This is a genomic window from Bifidobacterium sp. ESL0819, assembly GCF_052606245.1.
Genome location: NZ_CP199587.1, coordinates 1,555,000 through 1,577,275 on the forward strand (window position 1 = coordinate 1,555,000; position 22,276 = coordinate 1,577,275).

Sequence of the window (22,276 nt, forward strand, 5' to 3'; positions counted from 1 at the left end):
TCAGTCCTGACGGCAGGAGGTGTTCGCTCGGAAGTCATCCGCCGAGTTGATCTGGGCACGGACCTTGATGGCCTCGTTGATCCAGGCTCGGGCCTGGTCCACAGGTACGCCATTGAGCTGGCTGCCGTCTCGGAAACGGAAGGATACGGCGTTCCTAGAGACATCCTCCTCGCCGGCGATCAGGATGAAGGGGGCCTTGGACTTGGCTGCGTTGCGTATCTTCTTGCCGAAACGGTCGTCGGAGCGATCGATCTCGCAGCGGACCATGTCGTCGCGCAGGTCCTCCAGCAGGTGCTCCAGATGCGGTGCGAATTCATCGGCAACAGGCACGGCCTGCACCTGAACCGGGGCCAGCCAGGCCGGGAAGGCGCCAGCATAATGTTCCAGAAGGATGGCGAAGAAGCGCTCGATGGATCCGAAGAGGGCCCTGTGTATCATGACCGGCCTCTGGTGGGAACCGTCGGCGGCTATGTACTCCAGCTGGAAACGCTCAGGAAGGTTGAAGTCCAGCTGTATGGTGGAAACCTGCCAGGTGCGTCCGATGGCGTCTCGTGCCTGCACGGAGATCTTTGGCCCGTAGAAGGCGGCGCCCTCGGGGTCGTCAACCAGTTCCAGACCTGAGTCCTTGGCCACTTCGGCCAGGGTATTGGTAGCGTCCTCCCAGACCTCGTCGGAGCCGACGAACTTGTTGGGATCCTTGGTGGACAGCTCCAGGTAGAAGTCGTTGAGACCGAAGTCCTTCAGCACCTTGAGCACGAACTGGAGCAGGTTGGTTAGCTCACCCTTCATCTGGTCCCGGGTGCAGTAGATATGGGAGTCGTCCTGGGTCAGGCCGCGCACGCGGGTCAGACCGTGGACCTCGCCGGACTTCTCGTAGCGGTAGACGGTGCCAAACTCGAACAGCCGCAGGGGTAGCTCCTTGTAGGAGCGCTGGCGGGACTTGAAGATCAGGTTGTGCATGGGGCAGTTCATGGGCTTCAGGTAGTAGTCGAAGCCCTGGCGGGTGACCTTGCCGTCGGCATCCTTCTCTTCGTCCAGGTGCATGGGCGGGTACATGCCGTCCTTATACCACTGCAGGTGGCCCGAGATTTCGTAGAGGTGGCCCTTGGTGATGTGCGGGGTCTGCACAAAGGAGTAGCCGTTGCGCCGGTGCATCTGCCGGGAGTAGTCCTCCATGGCGTTGATGATGGCCGCGCCCTTGGGATGGAAGACGGGCAGACCTGGCCCGATCTCATCCGGGAAGGAGAAGAGGTCCATCTCGGCTCCCAGCTTGCGATGGTCGCGGCGGGCGGCCTCCTCCAGGCGTGCGGTGTAGGCTTTCAGGTCGTCCTTGCTGGCCCAGGCGGTGCCGTAGATGCGCTGGAGCATGGGATTCTTCTCATCTCCGCGCCAGTAGGCTGCGGCGGTGCGCATGAGCTTGAAGCAGCGGATGTAACGGGTATTAGGCAGGTGGGGGCCTCGGCAAAGGTCCTTCCAGACCGTGTTGCCCTCGCGGTCCAAGTTGTCGTACATGGTCAGCTCGCCACCAGTGGCTACCTCGGTGGCCTCCTCGCCGTTGATCTCGGCCTCCTTGGCACCGATCAGCTCCAGCTTGTAGGGCTGGCCAGCTTCCTCCTTGCGGGCTTCCTCCTCGGTGACCACGCGCCGGCGGAAGCTCTGGGAGGACTTAATGATCCGCTTCATCCGCTGCTCGATCTGCTTGAGGTCGTCTGGGGTGAAGGGCTTGTCCACGTCGAAGTCGTAGTAGAAGCCATCCTTGATGACCGGGCCGATGCCCAGCTTGGCATCCGGGCGGATTTCCTGAACGGCCTGAGCCATGACGTGAGTCGCCGAGTGCCGCATGATGGCCAGTCCCTGGTCGCTCTCCAGGGTGATGGGCTCGACCTTGTCGCCCTCGTGCAGGGGAGTGTAGAGGTCGCGTGGCTGCCCGTTGAGGTCAACGGCGATAATGTCCTTGTCGTCAGCAAAAAGCTGGATGCCAGTCTGATCCGCCGCCACCTCCTTCCGTTCGCCCTTGACGATGATGGAGATGCTCGACTGTGTCATGAATGCCGTCCTTGCTATCGGAGCCCGCGTTACAGGGTGCAGGCTGGACATGGTTATCGAGCCACAGCCTAGGTCGTCACTCAGACAAGAAAGGGCCTTTGTTGCCCATGGAACGCAGATAATCCTCGGCTTCGCGGACCAGTTCCTCGGCGGCTGGTTCATCCACTTGAGACTGGTCGACTTCCATTTCAAGACGGTGGACATAGTTGGCCAGGTCGTCGTTGCAGTGCAGAAGCACCCCGGCCTGGGCCTTCCATTCGGCAGCCTTGCGGGGCAGATCCCCCTCGTCCAGGTGGACGCCCAACATGGACGAAAGCCTGTGCAGCAGCTGCAGAGTTCCCTGGGCGCATTCGTCGCTGCCTAGATACTGGGGCACGGAGACCCAGATGGACTCGGTGCTGTAGCCGTCCTGAGTCGCCAAGGCATCCAGAACAGTGGGAATGCCTATAGGGCCTGAGTGGCCGTCGGTGTCGGTCTTGGGCTGGTCACCCGCCAGATCGTCTATGGGCAGGGGCCTGGTGTGGGGGCAGTCGGCAAACATGGCGCCTAGAGTGATGATGGTATCCGCCTCCTCGTCTTCGGCCCAGTGGATACTGCGTCGGCAGAAGTCGCTCCAGTGGTAGTTGGGCTCCGGACCCATTTCCAGCAGAAGAGTATGGGCGTCATCTATTTGTACCCGATAAATCTTGGTGGAGGGCCAGATGATCCGACGTCTGCCCTGTACATGGCAAAGCATAGGTCGTGACATCTGGTAGTCGTAGAACCCGTCGCCCGGGATGCTGCCAACTTCGTGGGAATCGTAGGCGTTCAGCAGGTGGCGGATGACGTTTGTCGAGGCTGAGCATGCATCATTCCAGCCGTCGAAGGCGGCCACCATGGTGCAGTGTTGCCTGTGCCTGGCTTCTTCACTCATACCTCTCACCCTACCGGTCGGAAGCCCTGCCCTGCATGGCTTTGCCGTCAGCAGAGGGTGGCTCTATAAGGCGGCGACACGCTCTTTTTGCCAAGTGAGAGGGTCTACGCTACAGTAGTGCAACGTGCTTCAGCAGTCACCACCACGGTGGAAGTTGAGTGTGCGGGCATAGCTTAGTTGGTAAAGCGCGACCTTGCCAAGGTCGAGACCGCGGGTCCGAGTCCCGTTGCCCGCTCGAGGTTTCGAGCAGTTTAACCAATACGGTGGGTTAGCCAAGCGGTTAGGCAGCGGCCTGCAAAGCCGTATAGACGAGTTCGACTCTCGTACCCACCTCTCTCTCGAAACGAGAATGACCCGGGCGGTTGGCGCAGAGGTAGCGCACTTCCCTGACACGGAAGGGGTCACTGGTTCGAATCCAGTATCGCCCACGAGGATCACTTCGGTGGTCTTTCCCAATCCGGGCGATTGGCGCAGCGGCTAGCGCACTTCGTTCACACCGAAGGGGTCGCAGGTTCGATTCCTGCATCGCCCACCTGGATCTCTCTCCAAAGCCTTTTCTTTTTGTACAGTATGTTACAAGTCAGTAATTGTTAGTTTACAAACTTTCTAAACTCTCAACGATCTTTAACCCGTAGATTTCTGCGGCAAACGTTTTGTTAATAAATATTTTTTACTTTTTCTTGCTGCTCTTTACCATCCAGACTGAGGTCGGGTGCCCAGACTTGCTTATGGCGATCACATTCAGCTATCACTTGTTTAGCCCTCCCCCGCCCTGAAATGTTCACGGTTTGTTGGATTTGCCAAGGGCAGGTAAAATCCGCATTAGAGCCGGAAAGCGAACCTCAGGTTTGGCATGTCCGGGGACTTGTGATAATTTGCTCTTAGGAACAGATCGGGGGATCTGACAGAAACAGGAGTGACCGGGCGTGTCCTTGAAGAGGTGATAGTATGATGCAGAAAGGCCTAGGCCAATGAAGGAACATTGCTAGCCTGGTTGAATCTGTAATCCACCCACAGCTTGAGGGAACTGTGGTTTTCCTGTTTTATCCAAGTAATACTTGCGTGGTCTGTTTGTTTGGCCGCGTTCCGGTTGTCGTTAATAGCGGCGGCCGTGCTGTAAAGCTCCTCCGGCGGCGCAGAATTATACCCCCCTCTCCTGCCGCCGGAGGCCTTACTTATAAGCCCTCATTTCAGGGCCTGCAGGTATCGGTATAGGGTGGGAATCGATATCCTAAGCTCGGGGGCTACGATGCCTACAGCACCCTTGATCAGGAAGATGCCACGTTCCTTAATGTCACTGATGATGTTCAGCCTGTCCTGCTTGGTCAACTTGTCCATAGGGATGTCGAACTGACGGATCGCCTCTCTGGTGATCCTGCGGATATTCTCCTCGGGCTCCTGACTGATGTGGCTGCGGGAAGCTTCTGTGGAGATCTGTACATCGTCTGAGTCGATCGAGGTCAGGGTCTGCAGCACATGGGCTGCTTGCTGTAGCTCGGTGATGTTGATGCTGATGCAGAGCAGGCCGATGACCGTCTCCTGTTGGTCGCGGATCAGGTAGGAGGAGACGCGAAACTCGTGCTTGTTCAAGCATCGCCCACGGTAGTCGGAGACGAAGTCGGCCCCGCCATGGTCGGCTCGTATGGCCAGTTGTCGGGTCTGGTCGGTCACGCCATCGCCCAAGGTACGTCCAGAGAGCTGGCCGTTGCGGATGAAGACTATGGAACTCTCCGGGCGTGTGATGTCATGCACGGTAATCTCGGCCATGGGACCGAAGGAATCGGCTATGAATTCTGCCAGGGGAAATACCTCTTCAAGGTTGTCTACGGTGAAATGCATAACTGATCCTCAACATCCTAACAGGGCAGCTTGTAGCCACCGGTTGGTGCTGCGGGAAGCGAAAGGTATTGGATGGCGTGATATGGTCCATCACCTCCATACCAGCCAATCGGCCTCCTCTAATTTCGTATATTAGACCTTCTCTTGCGCCTTGCGGTTAGTACGAACGATTACTATGACCGAAGGAGCATCGAAGTTCGAAAGGGGTTCTTATGGTAACGCAAAAGAGTGGGTGAATTTTGTTTTTCGATACTCGGCCAGTCGTTCGAACTTGGCTTTATGGAAAAGCTGCCTGTCACGATCCTAGGTCACAATGCAAGAGCAATGCGAGCATGAGCGCGTGTTTTGGCGTCAGCCGATCTGACGGCGTCGTTACCAAGGACGCCACACGGGGCTGTTCATCAATTTGGCATGGTGAATGAACGGCGGCCAGGCTTGCTGTTGAAGTCCAGTGAGCTGTGGGGGTGAGATCCTGTTTGATGGGCTTCCTGAAGATAAAGGCGATGTTGTCGATGATGAAATCAAGACGAACCCTCGCAAGATTCAGAATTCCTCATTGGGAACTCAAATAATCTTCGTGCTTGTACTGATTCCTACCCTTTAGGCTACGGTCAACACATCAAAATCACACCATTACCTTGCCTAGAGAGTCTGCCTGCCTGTCCCCGGGCTCAGCTGGCCGCTACGCCACCCACGGCGGGCAGAGCGCCAACCATGAGCATGATGGCCACAAAGATGGCCAACCCGATACGGTAGATTACGAATCCCCGGTAGGAGAAGCGCGAGACGATCTTCAAAAAGGCGATGATGACAATGTATCCCAGCAGGAAGCTGACTACGGTGGCGCAGATGGTGGCTCCCCAACCGGGGAAGGCAGCATCAGCGTTGATGTTCTTCAAGGACTTAACTGTCTCAAGGATGCCAGCGCCGAAGACCGCGGGGATGGCCATGAGGAAGCTGACCCTGGTAGCGGCTTCGCGGGTGTAGCCCAGACCACGGCCGAAGGTCATGGTGCCTCCCGAGCGGGATACACCAGGTATCAAAGCCAGCATCTGCCCGATGCCGAAAAGCAGGGCGTCGCTGACATTCATCTGGCGGATCTCCTTGTTCTGGCGACCGTGGCGGTCAAAGTAGTCCAGCAGGAGGCCGAAGACGATCAGCATCACGACGGTGATCCAGAGGTTGCGCAGCTTGGTCTCGATTACCTTCTGAAAGAGCAGACCCGCCACCACAATGGGCATGGTCCCGAGAATGATGTACCAGCCCAGGGCCGCGTCATGGTCCTTGGAGCCCATACGCTCGCGCCAAGAGGAACCGTCCTTGCCTGTCAGGCAGCGGAACCAGTGAGTCAGTATGCGAATAATGTCATGCCGAAAGTAGAGCAGGACCGCCAGCTCCGTGCCGAATTGGATGATGGCTGTGAAGGCCGCACCCGGGTCCTGGCCCAGCAGGCCGCCCACAATGCGAATATGGGCGCTGGATGAGACTGGGAAATATTCCGTTAAGGCCTGGACCAGGCCAAATAGAATGGCTTCGAAGAAATTCATGGACTCCTCTTGCTCTCTCGGACAACAATGGCAAGCATAGCCATCGCGCAGGGCAGAGTGAACCAAGGGCGCAGCATGTCTCGCAGAATGCCCACAATGGATCTTGTCGGAATCGACGACTCGACGAATAGGGGTGTGGATTATCATGGCCAAAACCTACAGAAAATCCAGGGGCGGAGCCCCATCGGGATTCTTCGAGTGTGAGGGGCGCGGGCTGCAATGGCTGGGCAAAGCCCAGGAGCAGGGCGGTCCCCGGGTTGTGGACGTCTACGACTGGGGCCCGGGCTACCTGGACATCGAGGAGATCACCTCCGCCTCCCCCACGCCGGGTGCTGCCTATCGCTTCGGCGCCCAGCTAGCCCACATGCATGATGCAGGTGCCGACCACTTCGGCTCTGCTCCAGATGGCTACACGGGTACCTGCTACTTCGGACCCCTGCAGGATCCGCTGCCCATGGATGTAGGGGCCTGGAATGATCCGGCCACGTACTGGGGCAGGGGGCGTCTGGAACCCATGGTGGGTATGGCCATGGCACGGCACGCCCTGAACCGAGAGGACCAGAGGACGACCGAAGAGGTGATCCAGGCTCTGCCGGAGCTGCTGGGCACTGCCGCCGATGACAAGCCGGCACGGGTGCACGGGGACCTGTGGAGCGGGAACGTCATGTGGACCAGAAACGATGGGAACACGCAGGCCGTCCTGATTGACCCTGCAGCCCACGGCGGTCACCGCGAGGAGGATCTGGCCATGCTGCAGCTCTTTGGGATCCCTTATTTGGACCAGATTCTGGACGGCTACCAGAGCGTGCATCCGCTGGCGGCCGGCTACGAGAATCGGACCACGCTCTGGCAGCTCTATGCCATAGCCGGGCATTGCGCCTTCTTCGGCGGCGGTTATGTGAGCGAGTACCGGTCCATGTGCCGATCGCTGCTCAGCTAAAGATGTCCTTGAGCTTGCCGAAGATCCCCTTGCGGCCCCCGACTCCGGCAGGCTTGGCGCTCTGCGGGATTTGGGTAGCGTCAGAATCGTGGCTGTCGGCGAAGTCCTCAATGAGGCGGCGCTGATCCTCGTCCAGCTTGGTAGGGATCTGGACCAGCACGTGGACGATGATGTCGCCACGCTCCTCCCGGTTGCCCAGACGGGTTACGCCCAGACCCTTGATGGTGATCTCCTGGTCAGGCTGGCATCCGGCGGGAATCTCCACCTTACGGTGGCCGTCAAAGGTCTCAAGTTCAACCTGATGGCCTAGGACCGCCCAAGTCATGGGCACGGCAATCCAGCAATGCAGGTCCTGGCCGCTGCGGGTGTATCGCTTGTCGGGTTTGATGGTGATGTCCACGTAAAGGTCGCCAGCCGCGCCGCCTCCCTCGCCTACCTCGCCCTGGGAGGCCAGCCGCAGTCGAGAGCCGTCAGCCACGCCTGCGGGCACATTGACACCCACTTCACGCCGGGTTCGCACACGGCCGTGGCCGTCGCAGACCGGGCATGGGTGCTCGATGATCGTGCCGTGGCCCTGGCAACGCTCACAGGGGGCCTGGCTCATCATCTGTCCCAATAGCGTCCGTACAACCTTTTGAGCGTAACCCTTGCCGTTGCAGACCGGGCAAGTTATTGGGGAAGTCCCCTTCTGGGCTCCCGAACCGCCGCACTCCTGGCAGAGGCCGTAAGTGCTGATGGGTGTCCGCACCACGCCGCCGAAGATGGCTGTCTTCATGTTCACGGAGACTTGAGCCAGAGCATCCCGACCGGGCTGGGTACGCGGAATCGGCCCTTGGGTGGCCCCGCCAAAACCGCCGCCGAAGAACTGGTTGAAAACGTCACCCATATCGAAGGCGCTCGCCCCCTGGGAGGCCTGTGGGTTGTTGGGGTCCACGCCCGCATCATACATGCGCCGCTTCTCAGGATCGGAAAGCACCTCGTAGGCACTGTTGACCTCTTTGAACTTATCCTCGTATTCAGGCCCGGCGATGTCCGGGTGATACTTGCGGCTCATCTTGCGGTAGGCACGCTTGATGTCCTGATCGCTCGCGCCTCGCTCAACTCCCAAAACCTCGTAGTAATCTGCCACCGATCATCCTTTTCGTTTGATGCCCTCTCGACCAATGGTCGCACAGGCCTACGATACATATGACGTATACCGTTTCCTGACGGTCACGGCTCTCCGTCGCCGGCCAGGAAGCCAGTCAGGTAGGAGGCCACGGCCCGAACCGCGCTCATAGTCGCTGGATAGTCCATATGCGTCGGGCCAATGGATCCCACAAAAGCCACAGGCTCGTCGGACTCGGAACCGTCTGTCGGCCGTGCGTGCCCATACCCGCTGGTCACCACTGACGCATGTACCAGCTCAGGGGTTCGGGTCTCGGTGCCGATGGCCACGCTGACCCCATTGCTTTCGCGTGAAAGCTCACTCTGGGCCCGCATAAGCCGCATGAGCACCACCTGCTCCTCAAGGGCATCCAACAATGAGCCTAAGTCCCCCAAAGAGACAGCCTGGCTGTGGGTCAGCTGAGAAGTGCCGGCCATATAAAGGCCGCTGGTCTGTTCTTGGGTGGCCATCTCGTCGAAGACGGTGGCCACAAGAAGCAGCATAGCTTTGTCACGGCCCTCGGTAAGAGAGTCAGCCAGCATGCGGCAGCGATCAGCGGCACGGTCCAGAGACCGGTCCTGGCACTGCTTGTTGATCTGGTCGGACAGGCCCGCCAGGGCGTTCGGGTCATCCTGAAGTGGTCCGTGCAGGGTGCGCTGAACCACCCGGCCGGTGTCGGTGATGACAACCATCAAAATGGTCCCTCGGCTCAGCCCTATAAGCTCGGTCCGTCGCAGGTTCGAGCTGGCCAGGGAGGGTGAGGCCACCACGGCGATCTGTCCAGTGATCTGGGCCAGAAGCTGGGCTGCGTGTTGAAGGGTGTCCTCCAAGTTGACCGACCCGGACAGGAAGGCGTTGATGCCTCTGCGCTGGGCGGCTGACAGGGGCACGATGGTGGCCAGCCTGTCGACAAAATAACGGTAGCCTTTCTGGGTGGGGATACGCCCGGCCGAGGTATGGGGCTGAACCAGGTAGCCCTCGCTCTCCAAGGCCGCCATGTCGTTGCGGACGGTGGCAGAGCTGACTCCGAGCTGATGATTTCGGGTGAGCGAGCCCGACCCTACTGGCTCGCGAGAACGAATATAGTCCTCAACGACCGCGCGTAGCACCAGCATGCGTCTGGTATTAGGCAATGTCGCTCCTTCCGTCATGGTTTCATTATTAGCACTCGGGCTGTGAGAGTGCCAAAACGTCGCGCGAAGAGCCAAATTGTGTCGTCTCAAACCGATACCATGGAAACGCAATGCGAAGGTAATCGAACATTTTTGACACAAGTCGAACATGAAGACTTCTAGATTGGAAGGAAAGCAGCATCATATGACAGATTTCACATGGTCCGAACTAGATGAGCGCGCTGTCAAGATGGCCAAGGTCCTCTCGGCTGACGCAGTCGAAAAGGCCGGAAGCGGCCACCCCGGCTCCCCTATTTCACTGGCGCCCATAGCTTATGCGCTCTACCAGCACTTCATTCGGCATGATCCCAACGATCCCGACTGGGCGGGACGTGATCGGTTCATTCTTTCCGGCGGCCACGCTTCTTTGACCCAATACGTACAGCTCTACTTCTCTGGGTACGGTCTGACCATCGACGATCTGAAGCACTTCCGCACCGCTGGTACAAGAACCCCAGGCCATCCCGAGTACGGTCTGACCCCCGGGATCGAGATGACCACCGGCCCGCTGGGTCAGGGTCTGGCTTCCGCTGTGGGCTTCGCCTATGGCCAGCGCTATCAGCGCGGTCTGCTGGATCCGGATGCTCCTGCCGGACAGTCTCCTTTCGACCATAAGGTCTGGGTTATCTGCGGCGAGGGCGACGTCGAGGAGGGCGTCTCCTCCGAGGCCAGCTCTCTGGCGGGAGACCAGCGTCTGGGTAACCTGACCGTCATCTTCGATGCCAATCATATCCAGATCGAGGGCGACACCCGCATCTCACTGGGCGAGGACATCCTCAAGCGCTACCAGGCCTACGGCTGGTACACCGATGAGTTCAGCTTCATCCAGCCCGACGGCTCCTACAAGGAGGATGTCGAGGGTCTGGCTGCAGTTCTGGAAAAGGCCGAGCAGGTCACCGATCGACCAAAGTTCATCAAGGTGGATACCCTGATGGCCTGGCCCACCCCCGGCAAGACCAACGATCCTTCGGCCCACGGCTCAGCCTTGGGCGCGGAGGCCGTAGCCGCCCTGAAGAAGACCTTGGGCTATGACCCGGAGCAGAGCTTCCAGGTGGACGAGGAGGCCCTGGCCCACGCCCGCGAGGTTGCCCAACGCGGCCTGGCCGCCCACAAGGCCTGGGACGAGAAGTATCAGACCTGGCGCAAGGCCAATCCCGACAAAGCTGCCCTTTACGACCGCATCCATGCCGGCAAGCTGCCCGAGGGATTCGACAAGGCAATCGACGACCTGGAGGCTGGCTTCGAGCCTGGCTCCAAGGTAGCTACCCGCAAGGCCTCCGGCGCGGTCATCAATGCCCTGGCACCCATTATGCCCGAGCTCTGGGGAGGATCCGCCGATCTGGGTGGCTCCAACAACACCAACATCAATGGTGCGGTCTCCTTCGCTCCTGAGGCTGATGAGACCGTTCAGTGGCCCAAGGCCAACAAGTACGGTCGCCAGCTGCACTTCGGCGTGCGAGAGTTCGCCATGGGCGCCATCACCAACGGCATCCTGCTGGGTTCGGACACCAGGCCCTTCAATGGGACCTTCTTCCAATTCAGCGACTATGAGCGCCCTTCGGTGCGTCTGGCCGCCCTCATGGACATTCCTAACCTATATGTGTGGACTCACGATTCCGTAGCCCTGGGCGAAGACGGACCCACCCACCAGCCTATCGAGCATCTGACTGCCGTGCGTGCCATCCCTCAGATGGAGGTCGTGCGCCCGGCCGATCAGTACGAGACTGCTGAAGCCTACCGCGCCTTCTTCGAGAAGGACAATACCCACCCCACAGCCATGATCCTGACCAGGCAGGGCGTGCCCACCCTGGAAGAGACCAAGGCCAAGGCCCGTGAGGGTGTACGCAAGGGCGCATACGTGCTGGTCGACACCGAAGGCCAGCCTGATGTGTTGATCATGGCTACCGGCTCCGAGGTGCAACACGCTGTGGTAGCCTCCAAGACTCTGGCTGAGCAGGGCATCAAAGCCCGTGTCATCTCAATGCCCTCGCTTGAGTGGTTCGAAGAGCAGGACGACGACTACAAGGAAGCCATTCTGCCTGCCTCCGTCAAGGCCCGCGTCTCCGTTGAGGCCGGACTGGCCACGCCTTGGTACAAGTACCTGGGAAGCTACGGCAAGCCCGTATCCATCGAGCAGTTCGGCCTGCAGGGCAGCGGCGACGAGAACATGCGCGACCTGGGCATCACCGCTGATCATGTGGTAGAAGCAGCACAGGCCTCCATGGAAGAAGTCCGCTTGGCCCGCTGAACCCGGCATCGTGATCAAACAGGGACCGACCGTGGCAGCCGGCCCCTCCCCTCCCGCAGGAACGCCCGAAACGCGTTCCTGCGGGAATACAGCAACAGACTTCCCGGTAGTGCATAGTGAATGAGATCCCATCGGGAACCCAAATAAGGAGTGACAAGATGGCAGAAAATGCAAACACCCAGCGCACCAGCGATTCCGGTGTCTCGATCTGGCTGGACGATCTGAGCCGTACCCGCATTGAGTCAGGCAATCTGCAACAGCTGATCGCCGAGCGCAATGTGGTGGGTGTGACTACCAACCCCTCAATCTTCCAGAAGGCCCTGAGCCAGGTTGGTCCCTATGACGAACAGCTCAAGCAGCTTGGCCGCATACCCGTCGAGGAGGCCGTTCGCGAGCTGACTACCACTGACGTGCGCAACGCCACCGACATTTTCCGTGAGGTTGCCGAGAAGACCGATTACGTGGACGGACGCGTCTCCATCGAGGTTGATCCTCGTCTGGCCCACAACACCGAAGAGACCGAAAAGCAGGCCGAAGAGCTTTGGAACAAGGTCGACCGACCCAATGCCTTCATCAAGATCCCTGCTACTCTGGAGGGTCTGCCTGCCATTACGGCCACTCTGGCCAAGGGCATCTCGGTCAACGTTACTCTGATTTTCTCTCTTGAACGCTACCAACAGGTCATCGACGCCTTCATCGAGGGCATCGCCCAGGCCGATAAGAACGGCAAAGACCTCAAGCGCATCGGCTCGGTCGCCTCCTTCTTCGTGTCCCGCGTGGACACTGCGGTTGACAAGCTCCTGGAGGCCAACGGGTCTGACGAGGCCAAGTCTCTAGAGGGCAAGGCCGCCGTGGCCAACGCCCGCCTGGCCTACGAGCTCTTCGAGAAGGCCTTCGACAAGGATCCTCGTTGGGCCGATCTGGAAGCCAAGGGCGCCAAGCGTCAGCGTCCTCTCTGGGCTTCCACCGGCACCAAGAATGCTGCCTACTCCGATTGCAAGTACGTGGACGAGCTGGTGGCCCCTCAGGTCGTCAACACCATGCCTGAGAAGACCCTTGAGGCCCTTGCGGCTCATGGCAACGGCGCCCCCTCCATCGAGGGCACCTATGAGGAGAGCCACCAGATCATGCAGAAGCTGGCTGATCTGGGCATCAACATCAAAGACGTGACCGACAAGCTGGAGGCCGATGGCGTTGCCGCCTTCATCAACTCATGGGATTCGGTCCTTTCTGATGTGCAGAAGGGCATCGACCGCGTTAACGGCTGAGCTCCTGACTGAGAGTCGTTGCAACTAATGAATTGTGCCCCGCCCGGTTTGAACCGGGCGGGGCACAATTCATATCTTTACTTCCAGCAGATGTATGACTACTCCGCCTGAGTCTCCTCGACCACATGCTCCAGGGCAGCGATCAGGGCAGGGCTGTCATTGGGCATGTTCAGTCTGGTCAGGGTGCCGCCGGAGGACTGGATGGCCTTGGCCAGCTCCAGATCGACGTCATAGCAGATCTCCAGGTTATCGGCAATGAAGCCGATGGAAGCGGAGACGATGGTCTGCATGCCGCTCTTGGTAATCAGATCTTTGGCCACGGTGACGAAATCAGGGCCGATCCAAGGCTCCTCGGTGCGACCTGCCGACTGCCAGGCAAGCACGTACTGATCCTCATTGAGGCCAGCGGCCTGAGCCACGGCATTGGTTAGGCCAATGACCTCATCCTTGTAGGGGTCTCCTCCCTGGATGATGCGCAGGGGCAGGGAGTGAGCGCTGAAGATCACCTTGGTATCCGGCCGGTCGGTCAGCTCCCTCTTGGCCACCAGCTGATCGCTCCAGAAGTGGATCAGCTCCTGGTGGTTCCACCAAGAACGCACCGGCAGGTATTCCATGTCTGGATGGGCCTCGATGGCCTTGCGTGCGCGGTTATGGTAGTCCTCGCTCGAGTAGGATGAGTACTGCGGGGCCAGAGGCAGGCCAATCACCCTGGTGATGCCATCTGCGGCAATCTGGTCGACCGCATCCCTTATGAAGGGGGCGATGTACTTCAGCCCTTGGTAGACCTTGTAGGCGCCAGGATGTGCATTGTCTAGCGCGGCCTGGAGACCGTCGCGCTGGGCCCTGGTGATCCTGGCTAGGGGCGAGGGCAGACCGATGGCCTTGTAGCGGCCGACCAACTGGTCCATCAGCGGTTTGGGCGGCTCCTGCCCGTGGCGGATGTTGGTGTAGTACCCCTTGATGTCAGACTCCTGGTATGGAGTGCCGTAAGCCATCAGGAGGATTGCAGTAGGTTCAGTCATCGGCAACTTCTTTCTGTGAAAATGGAATGCAGTATGTCAGGCCGACATTGACCAGGGCTATGACGATGACCACCAGGAACATGTTCCTGTAGGAGGTCAGCCCAGCCTTTCCATCCACCTTGCCCAGTTCAATGGCTGAGGCGAAGAGGAGGGGAGCTATGGTGATGCCTATCTTCTTGCAGGCGGACAATCCGCCAATGGCTTGCATACGGTTCTCAGGTCCGGCCAGCCTTCCGGCGATGACCTGGAGCGGCGAGGACATCATCGAGCCCATGCCGACTCCCATTAGGAAAGATAGAACCATGAAGAGCTGCAGGTTGTGCAGGGTCAGGGTGATCACCAGGGCCATCAGTCCTATCAGCGAAGAGGAGAAGACGAGCGTGGTCCGATAGCCGAACTTGTCGACTAGGAGCCCGCCCAGCCAGGATCCGACCACGGAACCTAGACCGACGCCGACCATGACCATGCCGGCCAAACGGACCTGGAGACCGAAAACGGAATGGACATAGGTTGGGATATAGACGAAGAGGGAGAAGAGCATGCCTCCCAGCGTTCCCAACAGCAGAGTGAGCCCATAGGATGGCAGCTTCAGCAGACGGATGGGCAGGAAGGGCAAGGTCTCCTTGGAGCCACCCAGGCTGTGCTCATGCACTAGGAATACCGAGCCAGCCACTAGTGCAACTAGGAGGCATCCGATGATCAGGGGTAGGTAGGCTGCCCCGTACTGGAGGAAGGTAATGGCCACCATCAGCAGGGCCAGGGTGATGCTGAAGGAGCTTAGACCCAGGTAGTCGGTCTTCCAGGCCTGGCCGGTCTGGGAGTCGCCCATCATGAACCAGGCCAGGATGAACAGGATGGCAAGGAAGGGCAGCATCATGTAGTAATAGGCCCGCCATCCGTGGGTGATACCCAGGAGCATGCCCGAAAGAACCGGGCTGACCATGGCGGAAAGACCGGCGATGATGCCCACCGTGGAGACCTTTCTGCCCTGGTTGTTCCTGCGGGCGCGCTGTAGGAGAACGTTCATGGACAGGACCATGATGCCGCTGTCTCCCAGAGATTGCACGAACCGGCCCAATAGCATGACCGCATAGTTGGGCGAAATCGCCGTCATCAGGCATCCAACAAACCAGAAAGCCAGCTCCCAGAGGAAGACCTTCCTGGTCCCGTGGGCATCGGAGAGGTTGGAGGTGATAGGGGTACCCACCACCAAGCCTAGGGTGTAGAGGCCTACCACCCAGGAAGAGCCCATAGTGGTCAGGTTGAAGGTCCTGGTGATGGACGGCAGCATGGTCGGCACCGCTCCCCCATCCAGCTGGGTGATGAAGACGATGACCATGAAGAACCATATAGGCGTGGAAAGGATCGATTTTCTCTCTTTTGTCGACATGTCGTTACTGTCCCAACCCGTCCATGAACAGCTTGTCAATGTGCTCAGGATTGGCCTGGGTGCCCACTAGGAAGTAGGGGAATTCGCCGTAGATGGAGCTGGCTTCGAGGTAGCGCATCTCGGTGACGATCTTCTTGAAATCGACCGGATCGTCGGCGAACAGGGTGACTCCCCACTCGTAATCGTCCAGGCCGATGGAGCCTGTCAGGATGATGGAGACCTTGCCGGCGTAGGAACGACCGATCTTGCCATGGTCGTGCATATAGGTCTTGCGCTGGTCGTAGGGCAGCGTGTACCAGTTGGCACCTGGGACGCGGGTCTTCGACATTGGATAGAAGCAGATGTAGGGCTTGTCTGGCGTCTTAGGGTGAAGACTGGCATTGACATAGGACCAGCCGCGATCCGTGGTCGGCTCGCCCGAGTAGAGGCCCACCTCAGTGACCGACACATAGGATATGGTTGGCTCCAGGTAATCAGACAGAGACAGCTTTTCCAGGTCGGTCTCTACCTCTTGCAGCTGATCCAGGGTCTCCCTGAGGACCATCAAACCCAGATCCGCCTTTTGTCCATTGACCTGACACCAGTAGTGGCTCCCCCGGCCCTGGAACTGGACTGCGTCCAGCTGTGTGGCAAGGGCCCTGAACTCATCCAGGCATTCCCGGCGTTCGCCCTCCGGCACTCGGCGCCATTTGGCCCAATTGATTTTCCAGAAGAGGTGAAGGCAGAACCAGCCCTCCAGGCTCGGTGCAGCTTGCTCAGCCATGAGCGCATCCTTTCGTTTGCTTTTAGCTTGCACGGCATTGTGTGATGTGCCGTTCTCTTGGCACATCCTTTCTCACTTTATAGGTCAAAAGGCTGAGTCGTTGCATTATTAGGTACAGGGTGAAAGACATATTGTGGTAACAGTCAAGGGCTATGAGCTTGTGCTGTCAAGGAAGCAAACGGGTTCTGCATATATCAGCTTCAGACACCAGCGGAAATTAATTTCAGTAAATTTGACTAATCAAGTTGGCTCAAGCCGTGCAATAGCTCAAATGCTCTGCTGAACAAACCTGCTGATGAAAGGGTGCACACCCACAAGGACGGTTTGCTGCGCATCATGGAAGAAGGCGGAGGAACATCAGGCTCTCGCCTCTAAATCACCGAAGCAAAGCGACAAGACAAAGCAGGAGATAAACGGCGCTGACAGGTCGGCATGACCAACAGCTATGAGAAAGTCACCTCAACATGGAAAACCCCGGTCGATGCCGGGGCCAAGCATTCGCTGATGGAATCAGGCTAGCTTGTACTTGGAAATAAGATCCAAGGCGATAATGATAGCCACCCAGATCAAGGCCACGATGATAGTCAGCCGGTTCAGGTTCTTCTCAGCTACACCGGAGGTGCCCGCGTTGGAACCGATTCCACTGCCAAACATGTCGGACAGGCCGCCGCCCTTGCCTTTGTGCATCAGGATCAGCAGGGTCAACAGAATGCTGGTGATGATGACGACGATTTCAAGCGCTATCTTGACAATGGTCACGGCACATACCTCCATGTAAGGAACTGGGAACAAGTATACAGACACCTGGCGAAAAACGCATCAGCCCTTGGCAGTCAGCCGCACGATTCGAGCGAACTCCTCCACCTCCAGGGAGGCACCGCCCACCAGAAAACCGTCTACATCCGGCTGGCTGATCATCTGTGCGGCATTTTTGGAGGTGACCGAACCGCCGTAGAGAATGCGCACGGCCTGGCCCGCTGGCTTTCCGAATTTGCCGGTGATATGGTTGCGGATGGCCCAGGCTGCCTGCTGGGCTGTATCAGGGGTGGCTACCATGCCGGTGCCGATGGCCCAGACCGGCTCGTAGGCCACGATCAGGTTGTCCATGTCTTCCTTGGCCAGGTCACGAATAACATCATTGACCTGGCCAACAGCGAAGTCCAGCTGAATGCCTTGGCGGCGCTCCTCGTAACTCTCACCAACGCAGAGGATGGGCTTCATGCCTGCCGCCAGAACAGCACGAACCTGATCGACGATGTTGGCGTCGTCCTCTGGATGGTACTTGCGCCGCTCGGAATGGCCTACGATGACGTAGCTGCAGCCCAGCTGGGCCAGCATGTCGGCGGATACATCTCCGGTAAAAGCCCCTTGAGCAGTAACGGAGACAGCCTGGGCTCCATATTCTATGGGCAGGTTATCGGCTTCTACGAGCACCTGGACGGAACGCAAAGCAGTGAAGGCAGGCATCAAAGCCACCTGACAACGTCTTTGGTCGAAGTGAGCGTCGCGCAGGAGCCAGGCCAGCTTCTGCACGAAATAGGTGGCTTCCAGGTGGTCGAAGTTCATCTTCCAATTGCCGGCCACCAGGGGGATGCGTGCCATACTGGACCTTTCCATCTGCGTATTACAACAGCAATGCCGGGCCTCCGGCTGCAAAATTCGGTGACCCGGCATAGCCTGTCTGCTTGCTGATTTTACTCCAGTACCTTTAGGCCCGGAAGCTCCTTGCCCTCAAGGAACTCCAGAGAGGCACCGCCGCCGGTGGAGATGTGCGAGAATCCGTCCTCGGGGAAGCCAAGGTTGCGCACGGCCGAGGCTGAGTCGCCGCCACCGACGATGGTGAAGGCTCCGGCCTTGGTGGCATCAATCAGGCCCTGGGCCACAGCACGGGTGCCATCAGCGAAGGCGGGGAACTCGAAGACGCCCATGGGGCCGTTCCAGACCACGGTCCTGGAATCCACGATCTTGTCGTGGAAGAGCTTCTGGGAGTCAGGACCGATGTCCAGACCCATCTTGTCTGCGGGGATGTCCTCAGCAGGAACCACTTGGTGAGGGGAATCCGCCTTGAACTCGTCAGCCACCACAATGTCGTCAGGCAGGACCAGCTCCACGCCCTTCTCGCGGGCCGTGGTGATGTAGCCCTTGACGGTGTCGACCTGATCCTCCTCCAGCAGGGAAGATCCGACCTCATAGCCCTCAGCCTTGAGGAAGGTGAAGACCATGCCGCCGCCAATGACCAGACGGTCGGCCTTGCTCAGCAGATTCTCGATGACGCCCAGTTTGTCGGAGACCTTGGATCCGCCCAGAACCACAGTGAAAGGCCGGTCGGGGTTCTCGGTCGCCTTGGACAGGGCCTTGACCTCCTTCTCGACCAACAGGCCAGCGGCGGAGGGCAGGAACTTAGCCACTGAGTAGTTGGAGCCCTGGGCGCGGTGGACCACGCCGAAACCGTCAGAGACGAAGGCATCGCCCAGATCGGCGATTTTGCGTGCATAGGCATCACGCTCGGCCTCGTCCTTACTGGTCTCTTCGGGGTTGTAGCGCACGTTCTGCAGCAGAACCACATCGCCATCGTTCATGGCGGCCACCTTGGCATGGGCATCAGGACCGTAGGTGTCTTCGGCCAGAGGAACCTGCACGCCCAGCAGCTCGCCCAGACGAGCAGCCACGGGAGCCAGGCTGAGCTCGGGAACGACCTTGCCCTTGGGGCGACCCAGGTGGGCCAAGAGGATGACTTTGGCGCCCTGGTCACGAAGCTGCTCGATGGTCGGCAAGGCGGCACGGATGCGGCCGTCGTCCGTAATAGTTGTGCCGTCCAGCGGCACATTGAAGTCCGCGCGGACGAGCACGCGCTTGCCCTTGAGATCACCGAGGCTCTTCAGTGTTTTCATGCGTATCCTTTCTGACTGCGGGTCCATGCGCCCGCTTTCCTGCCATGGTACTCAGACAGACCGACTTGTGTGAGATATCTCACTCTTGTTTAGCGAGCTCCTCGGCCTTCTTTTTTTCCACCTTGGTAGCCAGCTGCAGCAGACGGCGGATGCGTCCGGCGATGGCATCCTTGGTGACTGGCGGATCGGCCAGACGACCCAGCTCCTCAAGCGAGGCCTCCCTGTGGTCCAAACGAAGCTGGCCGGCTGCTCGCAGATTCTCAGGGATGTCGTCGCCGAGAATCTGAAAAGCCTTGGTGACCTTGGCGCTGGCCTCGACGGCGGCCTTGGCGGAGCGGCGCATATTGGCATCGTCGAAGTTGGCCAGGCGGTTGGCCTTGCCGCGAGATTCCCCGTCGCTGCGCTTGCCGGTCCACTCTCTGGAACACTTGGGAGCACCCATCAGGTTGAGCATGCGTTCGATAACGTCCGGATCGCGCAGAGTTACACGTTCGGAGCTGCGTACCTGGCGGGCCTTGGCGTTGATGCCTAGCCGGCGTGCGGCTCCCACAAGGGCCAGCGCTGCTTCGGATCCGGGGCAGATGATCTCCAGGTATGAGGCTTTGCCCGGATCGGACAGCTCGCCGTGGGCTAGGAAGGCTCCACGCCAGGCGGCTTTGACCTGGGCGATGTTGCCGGAGACGACGTCGGCGGGCAGGCCTCGGACCGGATGCTTGCGACGGTCCAGCAGGCCGGTCTGCAGGGCCAGGGCGCCGCCTGCCTTCAGCACGCGGACCGAGTAACGGGTCAGGTTGCCGGTGGGGGCCTGCCGCTTGACTTGGATCAGATCGGAATCATGACCGTAAACGTCCCTGATGGTGTTCTGCAACCACTGCGCTGCTGGCAGTGAGTCGAATTGCGCTTCCACCACAATGTGACGCTGAATGATGTGCAAGCCGCCGCCGAAGCGAATCATAGCCGCAGATTGCGCTTTCTTGGCAGAGGGGGGTTCGTTGTCAATCGCGGCCAGCTCGCTTTTGACATCATCAAGTAGGGCCAAGAGCCGTCCTCCTACGAAAAAATACTGAAAAATGAATACTTTTTGGCCGCACGACACACCTGCCGTGGCGACCACCGGATTACTGTGATATCGAACACATTGGACAAATTGCGCCTTTGGCTATCTACGTGGACGGTGCGGAAGCTCACGGGCTGAGACCGTCACCTCCATTCCCCGGGACCGCAAATGGGCGGCCAGAGCGTCGGCCATGGCCACTGAGCGGTGCTGTCCGCCAGTGCAACCAAAGGCAATGGTCACATAGTGCTTGTCCTCACGCGCATAGCCGCTGAGCGCAGTCAGAATGGCGGTGGTATAGGCATCCAGAAACTCCTTGGCGCCCTTGCTGGCCATCACATAGTCGCGGACCGGGCTGTCATGGCCGTTCAGGTCGCGCAGCTCGGGGATCCAGTAAGGGTTGGGCAGGAAGCGTACATCCGCAACGAAGTCGGCATCGATGGGCAGCCCGTACTTGAATCCGAAGCTCATGATGTGCACGCCCACGGTGGTCGGGCCGGAGCCCAGGACCATTTCATAGAGGCGGGTGGAAAGCTGATGGATGCTCAGATTGGAGGTGTCGATGACCATGTCGGCACGCTCTTTGAGACTGCTCAGCAACCCGCGCTCCTCGCGGATGCCATCGATCAGGCGACCCGAGCCTTGCAGGGGGTGGGGCCGGCGGACGGACTCATAGCGCTTGACCAGAACCTGGTCTGAGGCATCCAGGAAGAGGATGCGGCAACGCACACCCAGGTCATCCAGATGGCTGAGCACGGCCGACAGATCGTCGAAGTAGGAGCGGGAGCGGACATCGATAACAGCAGCCAAGCGGTGCAGTGAACTTCCAGCTGAGGTCATCATGTCGACCAGAGGCACCAGCAGGCGCGGGGGCATGTTGTCGACTACATACCAGCCCATGTCTTCCATTGAATCAGCGGCTCGTGAACGGCCTGCGCCTGACATGCCTGTGATCAGCAGCACCTCGAAGCCTGCGAAGGGCGGTTTCTCCGTAGTCATGGTCATGCCTCCCTCAAGGCTCGGTCCATTGCAGCCGCCGGAACAGCAGCCAAAGGTCGGTCGGTCATCAGTGCCACCTGGCGCACAGCTTGATAGAGCAGCATTCGCTCACCACTGATGGCCCGTGCACCTGGGATGCCGCAAAAGACCCCCATGAGCGGCGTGATCCGGGGGTCATAGACCACATCCAGCAGGACCGGGCCGAAACGTTCATCGGCATTGGCCTCTTTTCCATTGGCGGGTCTTTCGTCGATAGCTTTGACACCAGAAGCCCTGGCTTCTCTGGTCTCAGCTGTACTGAGCAGATCGGCTAGAGGATCGGCCGCACCCGAAGGCAGGGTTGAGACGACAATATCGGCCTTGGACAGGGCTCCTTTCGCTTTTTCGCCCTGATCCATCGCGACGACGACCGGAGTGGGCAGGTCCAGCCGGGAGGCGAGGTCCAGCATGTGGTCGCAGTGCTCCGGGTTGCGGACGAGCAGGTCTACACGTTTGACCCCCAGCACCTTCAAGGCGCAGAAGGCGGACTCGGCTGTGTTCCCGTTGCCGATGACCAAGGCCCGCGCTCCCCCATACGGTTTGCGGGGAAGCTGGTCCTGTCGGCCCTGCCCGGCAGCCTCGAGCAGGGCAGCCAGATCGTCAGGGTCTCCGTCGGCCCGGCAGCGGTCGACAGCTTCCAAAAGTGCCGCCACAATCCCCTCCACGTCTGTGTTGTATAGGGACAGCCCGTTAGCAGGGCCACCCTGCTCAAAGACTGCCGTGTTGGCCACCCCCAAGGTTCTAGACCAGTAATCACGAAAAGCGCCTAAGGAGCCGACAGCCTTCTTCAGGGGCATGGTTAGACTCAGACCGGCCCATGACAGGTCAAGGCTGTGGATAAAGTCCGCCAGGCCGTCAATATCCACGCGCACTCGGTCATAGTGCCAGCCGTCTAGGCCCAGTGCGGCATAGGCTGAGCCATGCAAGAGGGGCGAAAGGGAATGGCTGATGGGGTCGCCCAGGACGGCACAACGGCGATCAGGCCCATTCATATCTGC

The 22,276-nt window shown here is 59.3% G+C and carries 18 protein-coding genes and 4 tRNA genes; 7 read left to right on the plus strand and 15 right to left on the minus strand.

Annotation, left to right across the window (positions count from 1 at the left end; all coding sequences use genetic code 11):
- Complete coding sequence (thrS, locus tag ACUIAD_RS06555) at positions 1–2,046, minus strand: threonine--tRNA ligase (RefSeq protein WP_445343115.1); 2,046 nt, start codon at positions 2,044–2,046, stop codon at positions 1–3.
- A gap of 76 nt (positions 2,047–2,122) precedes the next feature.
- The gene (locus tag ACUIAD_RS06560; RefSeq protein ID WP_445343116.1) at positions 2,123–2,959 is read right to left on the minus strand and encodes a PAC2 family protein; all 837 of its coding nucleotides are present in this window, start codon (positions 2,957–2,959) and stop codon (positions 2,123–2,125) included.
- A 162-nt stretch (positions 2,960–3,121) separates the two neighbouring features.
- On the opposite strand from ACUIAD_RS06560, the gene ACUIAD_RS06565 reads away from it, so the two are divergent.
- The 4 genes from ACUIAD_RS06565 to ACUIAD_RS06580 all read left to right on the plus strand — a co-directional run bounded on the left by ACUIAD_RS06565 (position 3,122) and on the right by ACUIAD_RS06580 (position 3,491).
- A tRNA-Gly gene (locus ACUIAD_RS06565) sits at positions 3,122–3,194 on the plus strand.
- A gap of 27 nt (positions 3,195–3,221) precedes the next feature.
- A tRNA-Cys gene (locus ACUIAD_RS06570) sits at positions 3,222–3,292 on the plus strand.
- A 23-nt stretch (positions 3,293–3,315) separates the two neighbouring features.
- Positions 3,316–3,387 (plus strand) — tRNA-Val (locus ACUIAD_RS06575).
- Positions 3,388–3,418: 31 nt separating this feature from the next.
- Positions 3,419–3,491 (plus strand) — tRNA-Val (locus ACUIAD_RS06580).
- Positions 3,492–4,144: 653 nt separating this feature from the next.
- Here ACUIAD_RS06580 and ACUIAD_RS06585 read toward each other — a convergent pair.
- Together ACUIAD_RS06585 and ACUIAD_RS06590 are read right to left on the minus strand one after the other, a co-directional pair.
- The gene (locus ACUIAD_RS06585) at positions 4,145–4,798 is read right to left on the minus strand and encodes a helix-turn-helix transcriptional regulator (protein WP_110452090.1); all 654 of its coding nucleotides are present in this window, start codon (positions 4,796–4,798) and stop codon (positions 4,145–4,147) included.
- A 671-nt stretch (positions 4,799–5,469) separates the two neighbouring features.
- Positions 5,470–6,345, minus strand: a complete 876-nt coding sequence (locus ACUIAD_RS06590) for an undecaprenyl-diphosphate phosphatase (protein ID WP_445343117.1) — start codon at positions 6,343–6,345, stop codon at positions 5,470–5,472.
- 145 nt (positions 6,346–6,490) lie between these two features.
- On the opposite strand from ACUIAD_RS06590, the gene ACUIAD_RS06595 reads away from it, so the two are divergent.
- Positions 6,491–7,285 (plus strand): fructosamine kinase family protein, encoded by a 795-nt coding sequence (locus ACUIAD_RS06595; RefSeq protein WP_445343118.1) that lies wholly within the window; start codon positions 6,491–6,493, stop codon positions 7,283–7,285.
- On the opposite strand, the gene dnaJ is transcribed toward ACUIAD_RS06595, so the two are convergent.
- Together dnaJ and hrcA are read right to left on the minus strand one after the other, a co-directional pair.
- Positions 7,278–8,414, minus strand: coding sequence for a molecular chaperone DnaJ (gene dnaJ, locus ACUIAD_RS06600; protein ID WP_445343119.1), 1,137 nt, complete (start codon positions 8,412–8,414; stop codon positions 7,278–7,280). The genes ACUIAD_RS06595 and dnaJ overlap by 8 nt on opposite strands.
- 83 nt (positions 8,415–8,497) lie before the next feature.
- Complete coding sequence (hrcA, locus tag ACUIAD_RS06605) at positions 8,498–9,565, minus strand: heat-inducible transcriptional repressor HrcA (protein WP_110452093.1); 1,068 nt, start codon at positions 9,563–9,565, stop codon at positions 8,498–8,500.
- A gap of 184 nt (positions 9,566–9,749) precedes the next feature.
- Here hrcA and tkt point away from each other — a divergent pair, with 184 nt between their 5' ends.
- Both tkt and tal read left to right on the plus strand, forming a co-directional pair.
- Positions 9,750–11,852 (plus strand): transketolase, encoded by a 2,103-nt coding sequence (gene tkt / locus ACUIAD_RS06610; protein WP_445343120.1) that lies wholly within the window; start codon positions 9,750–9,752, stop codon positions 11,850–11,852.
- 158 nt (positions 11,853–12,010) lie between these two features.
- Positions 12,011–13,120 (plus strand): transaldolase, encoded by a 1,110-nt coding sequence (gene tal / locus ACUIAD_RS06615; RefSeq protein ID WP_110452095.1) that lies wholly within the window; start codon positions 12,011–12,013, stop codon positions 13,118–13,120.
- A gap of 98 nt (positions 13,121–13,218) precedes the next feature.
- Here the strand turns inward: tal and hemH are convergent, their stop codons facing one another.
- From hemH to ACUIAD_RS06660, 9 genes are all read right to left on the minus strand, one after another.
- A complete protein-coding gene (gene hemH, locus ACUIAD_RS06620; protein ID WP_445343121.1) occupies positions 13,219–14,142 on the minus strand; it encodes a ferrochelatase in 924 nt (307 codons plus the stop codon).
- A complete protein-coding gene (locus ACUIAD_RS06625; protein ID WP_110452097.1) occupies positions 14,135–15,532 on the minus strand; it encodes an MFS transporter in 1,398 nt (465 codons plus the stop codon). Before ACUIAD_RS06625 ends, hemH begins: the two co-directional genes overlap by 8 nt.
- A gap of 4 nt (positions 15,533–15,536) precedes the next feature.
- A complete protein-coding gene (hemQ, locus tag ACUIAD_RS06630; protein ID WP_445343122.1) occupies positions 15,537–16,295 on the minus strand; it encodes a hydrogen peroxide-dependent heme synthase in 759 nt (252 codons plus the stop codon).
- A 510-nt stretch (positions 16,296–16,805) separates the two neighbouring features.
- Positions 16,806–17,054: a preprotein translocase subunit SecG gene (secG, locus tag ACUIAD_RS06635; RefSeq protein WP_110452099.1), complete on the minus strand. Its 249-nt coding sequence runs from the start codon at positions 17,052–17,054 to the stop codon at positions 16,806–16,808.
- 60 nt (positions 17,055–17,114) lie between these two features.
- Positions 17,115–17,897: a triose-phosphate isomerase gene (gene tpiA / locus ACUIAD_RS06640; RefSeq protein WP_445343123.1), complete on the minus strand. Its 783-nt coding sequence runs from the start codon at positions 17,895–17,897 to the stop codon at positions 17,115–17,117.
- A gap of 92 nt (positions 17,898–17,989) precedes the next feature.
- Positions 17,990–19,186 carry a phosphoglycerate kinase gene (locus ACUIAD_RS06645; RefSeq protein ID WP_445343124.1) on the minus strand — a complete coding sequence of 399 codons (1,197 nt, stop codon included), beginning with the start codon at positions 19,184–19,186 and terminating at the stop codon, positions 17,990–17,992.
- A gap of 79 nt (positions 19,187–19,265) precedes the next feature.
- Complete coding sequence (gene whiA / locus ACUIAD_RS06650; RefSeq protein ID WP_110452102.1) at positions 19,266–20,225, minus strand: DNA-binding protein WhiA; 960 nt, start codon at positions 20,223–20,225, stop codon at positions 19,266–19,268.
- A gap of 120 nt (positions 20,226–20,345) precedes the next feature.
- Entirely contained in the window at positions 20,346–21,239 is an 894-nt protein-coding gene (gene rapZ, locus ACUIAD_RS06655) for an RNase adapter RapZ (protein ID WP_110452297.1), read from the minus strand.
- A 2-nt stretch (positions 21,240–21,241) separates the two neighbouring features.
- Positions 21,242–22,270 (minus strand): shikimate dehydrogenase family protein, encoded by a 1,029-nt coding sequence (locus tag ACUIAD_RS06660; protein WP_445343125.1) that lies wholly within the window; start codon positions 22,268–22,270, stop codon positions 21,242–21,244.
- Between the last annotated feature and the right edge of the window lie 6 nt (positions 22,271–22,276).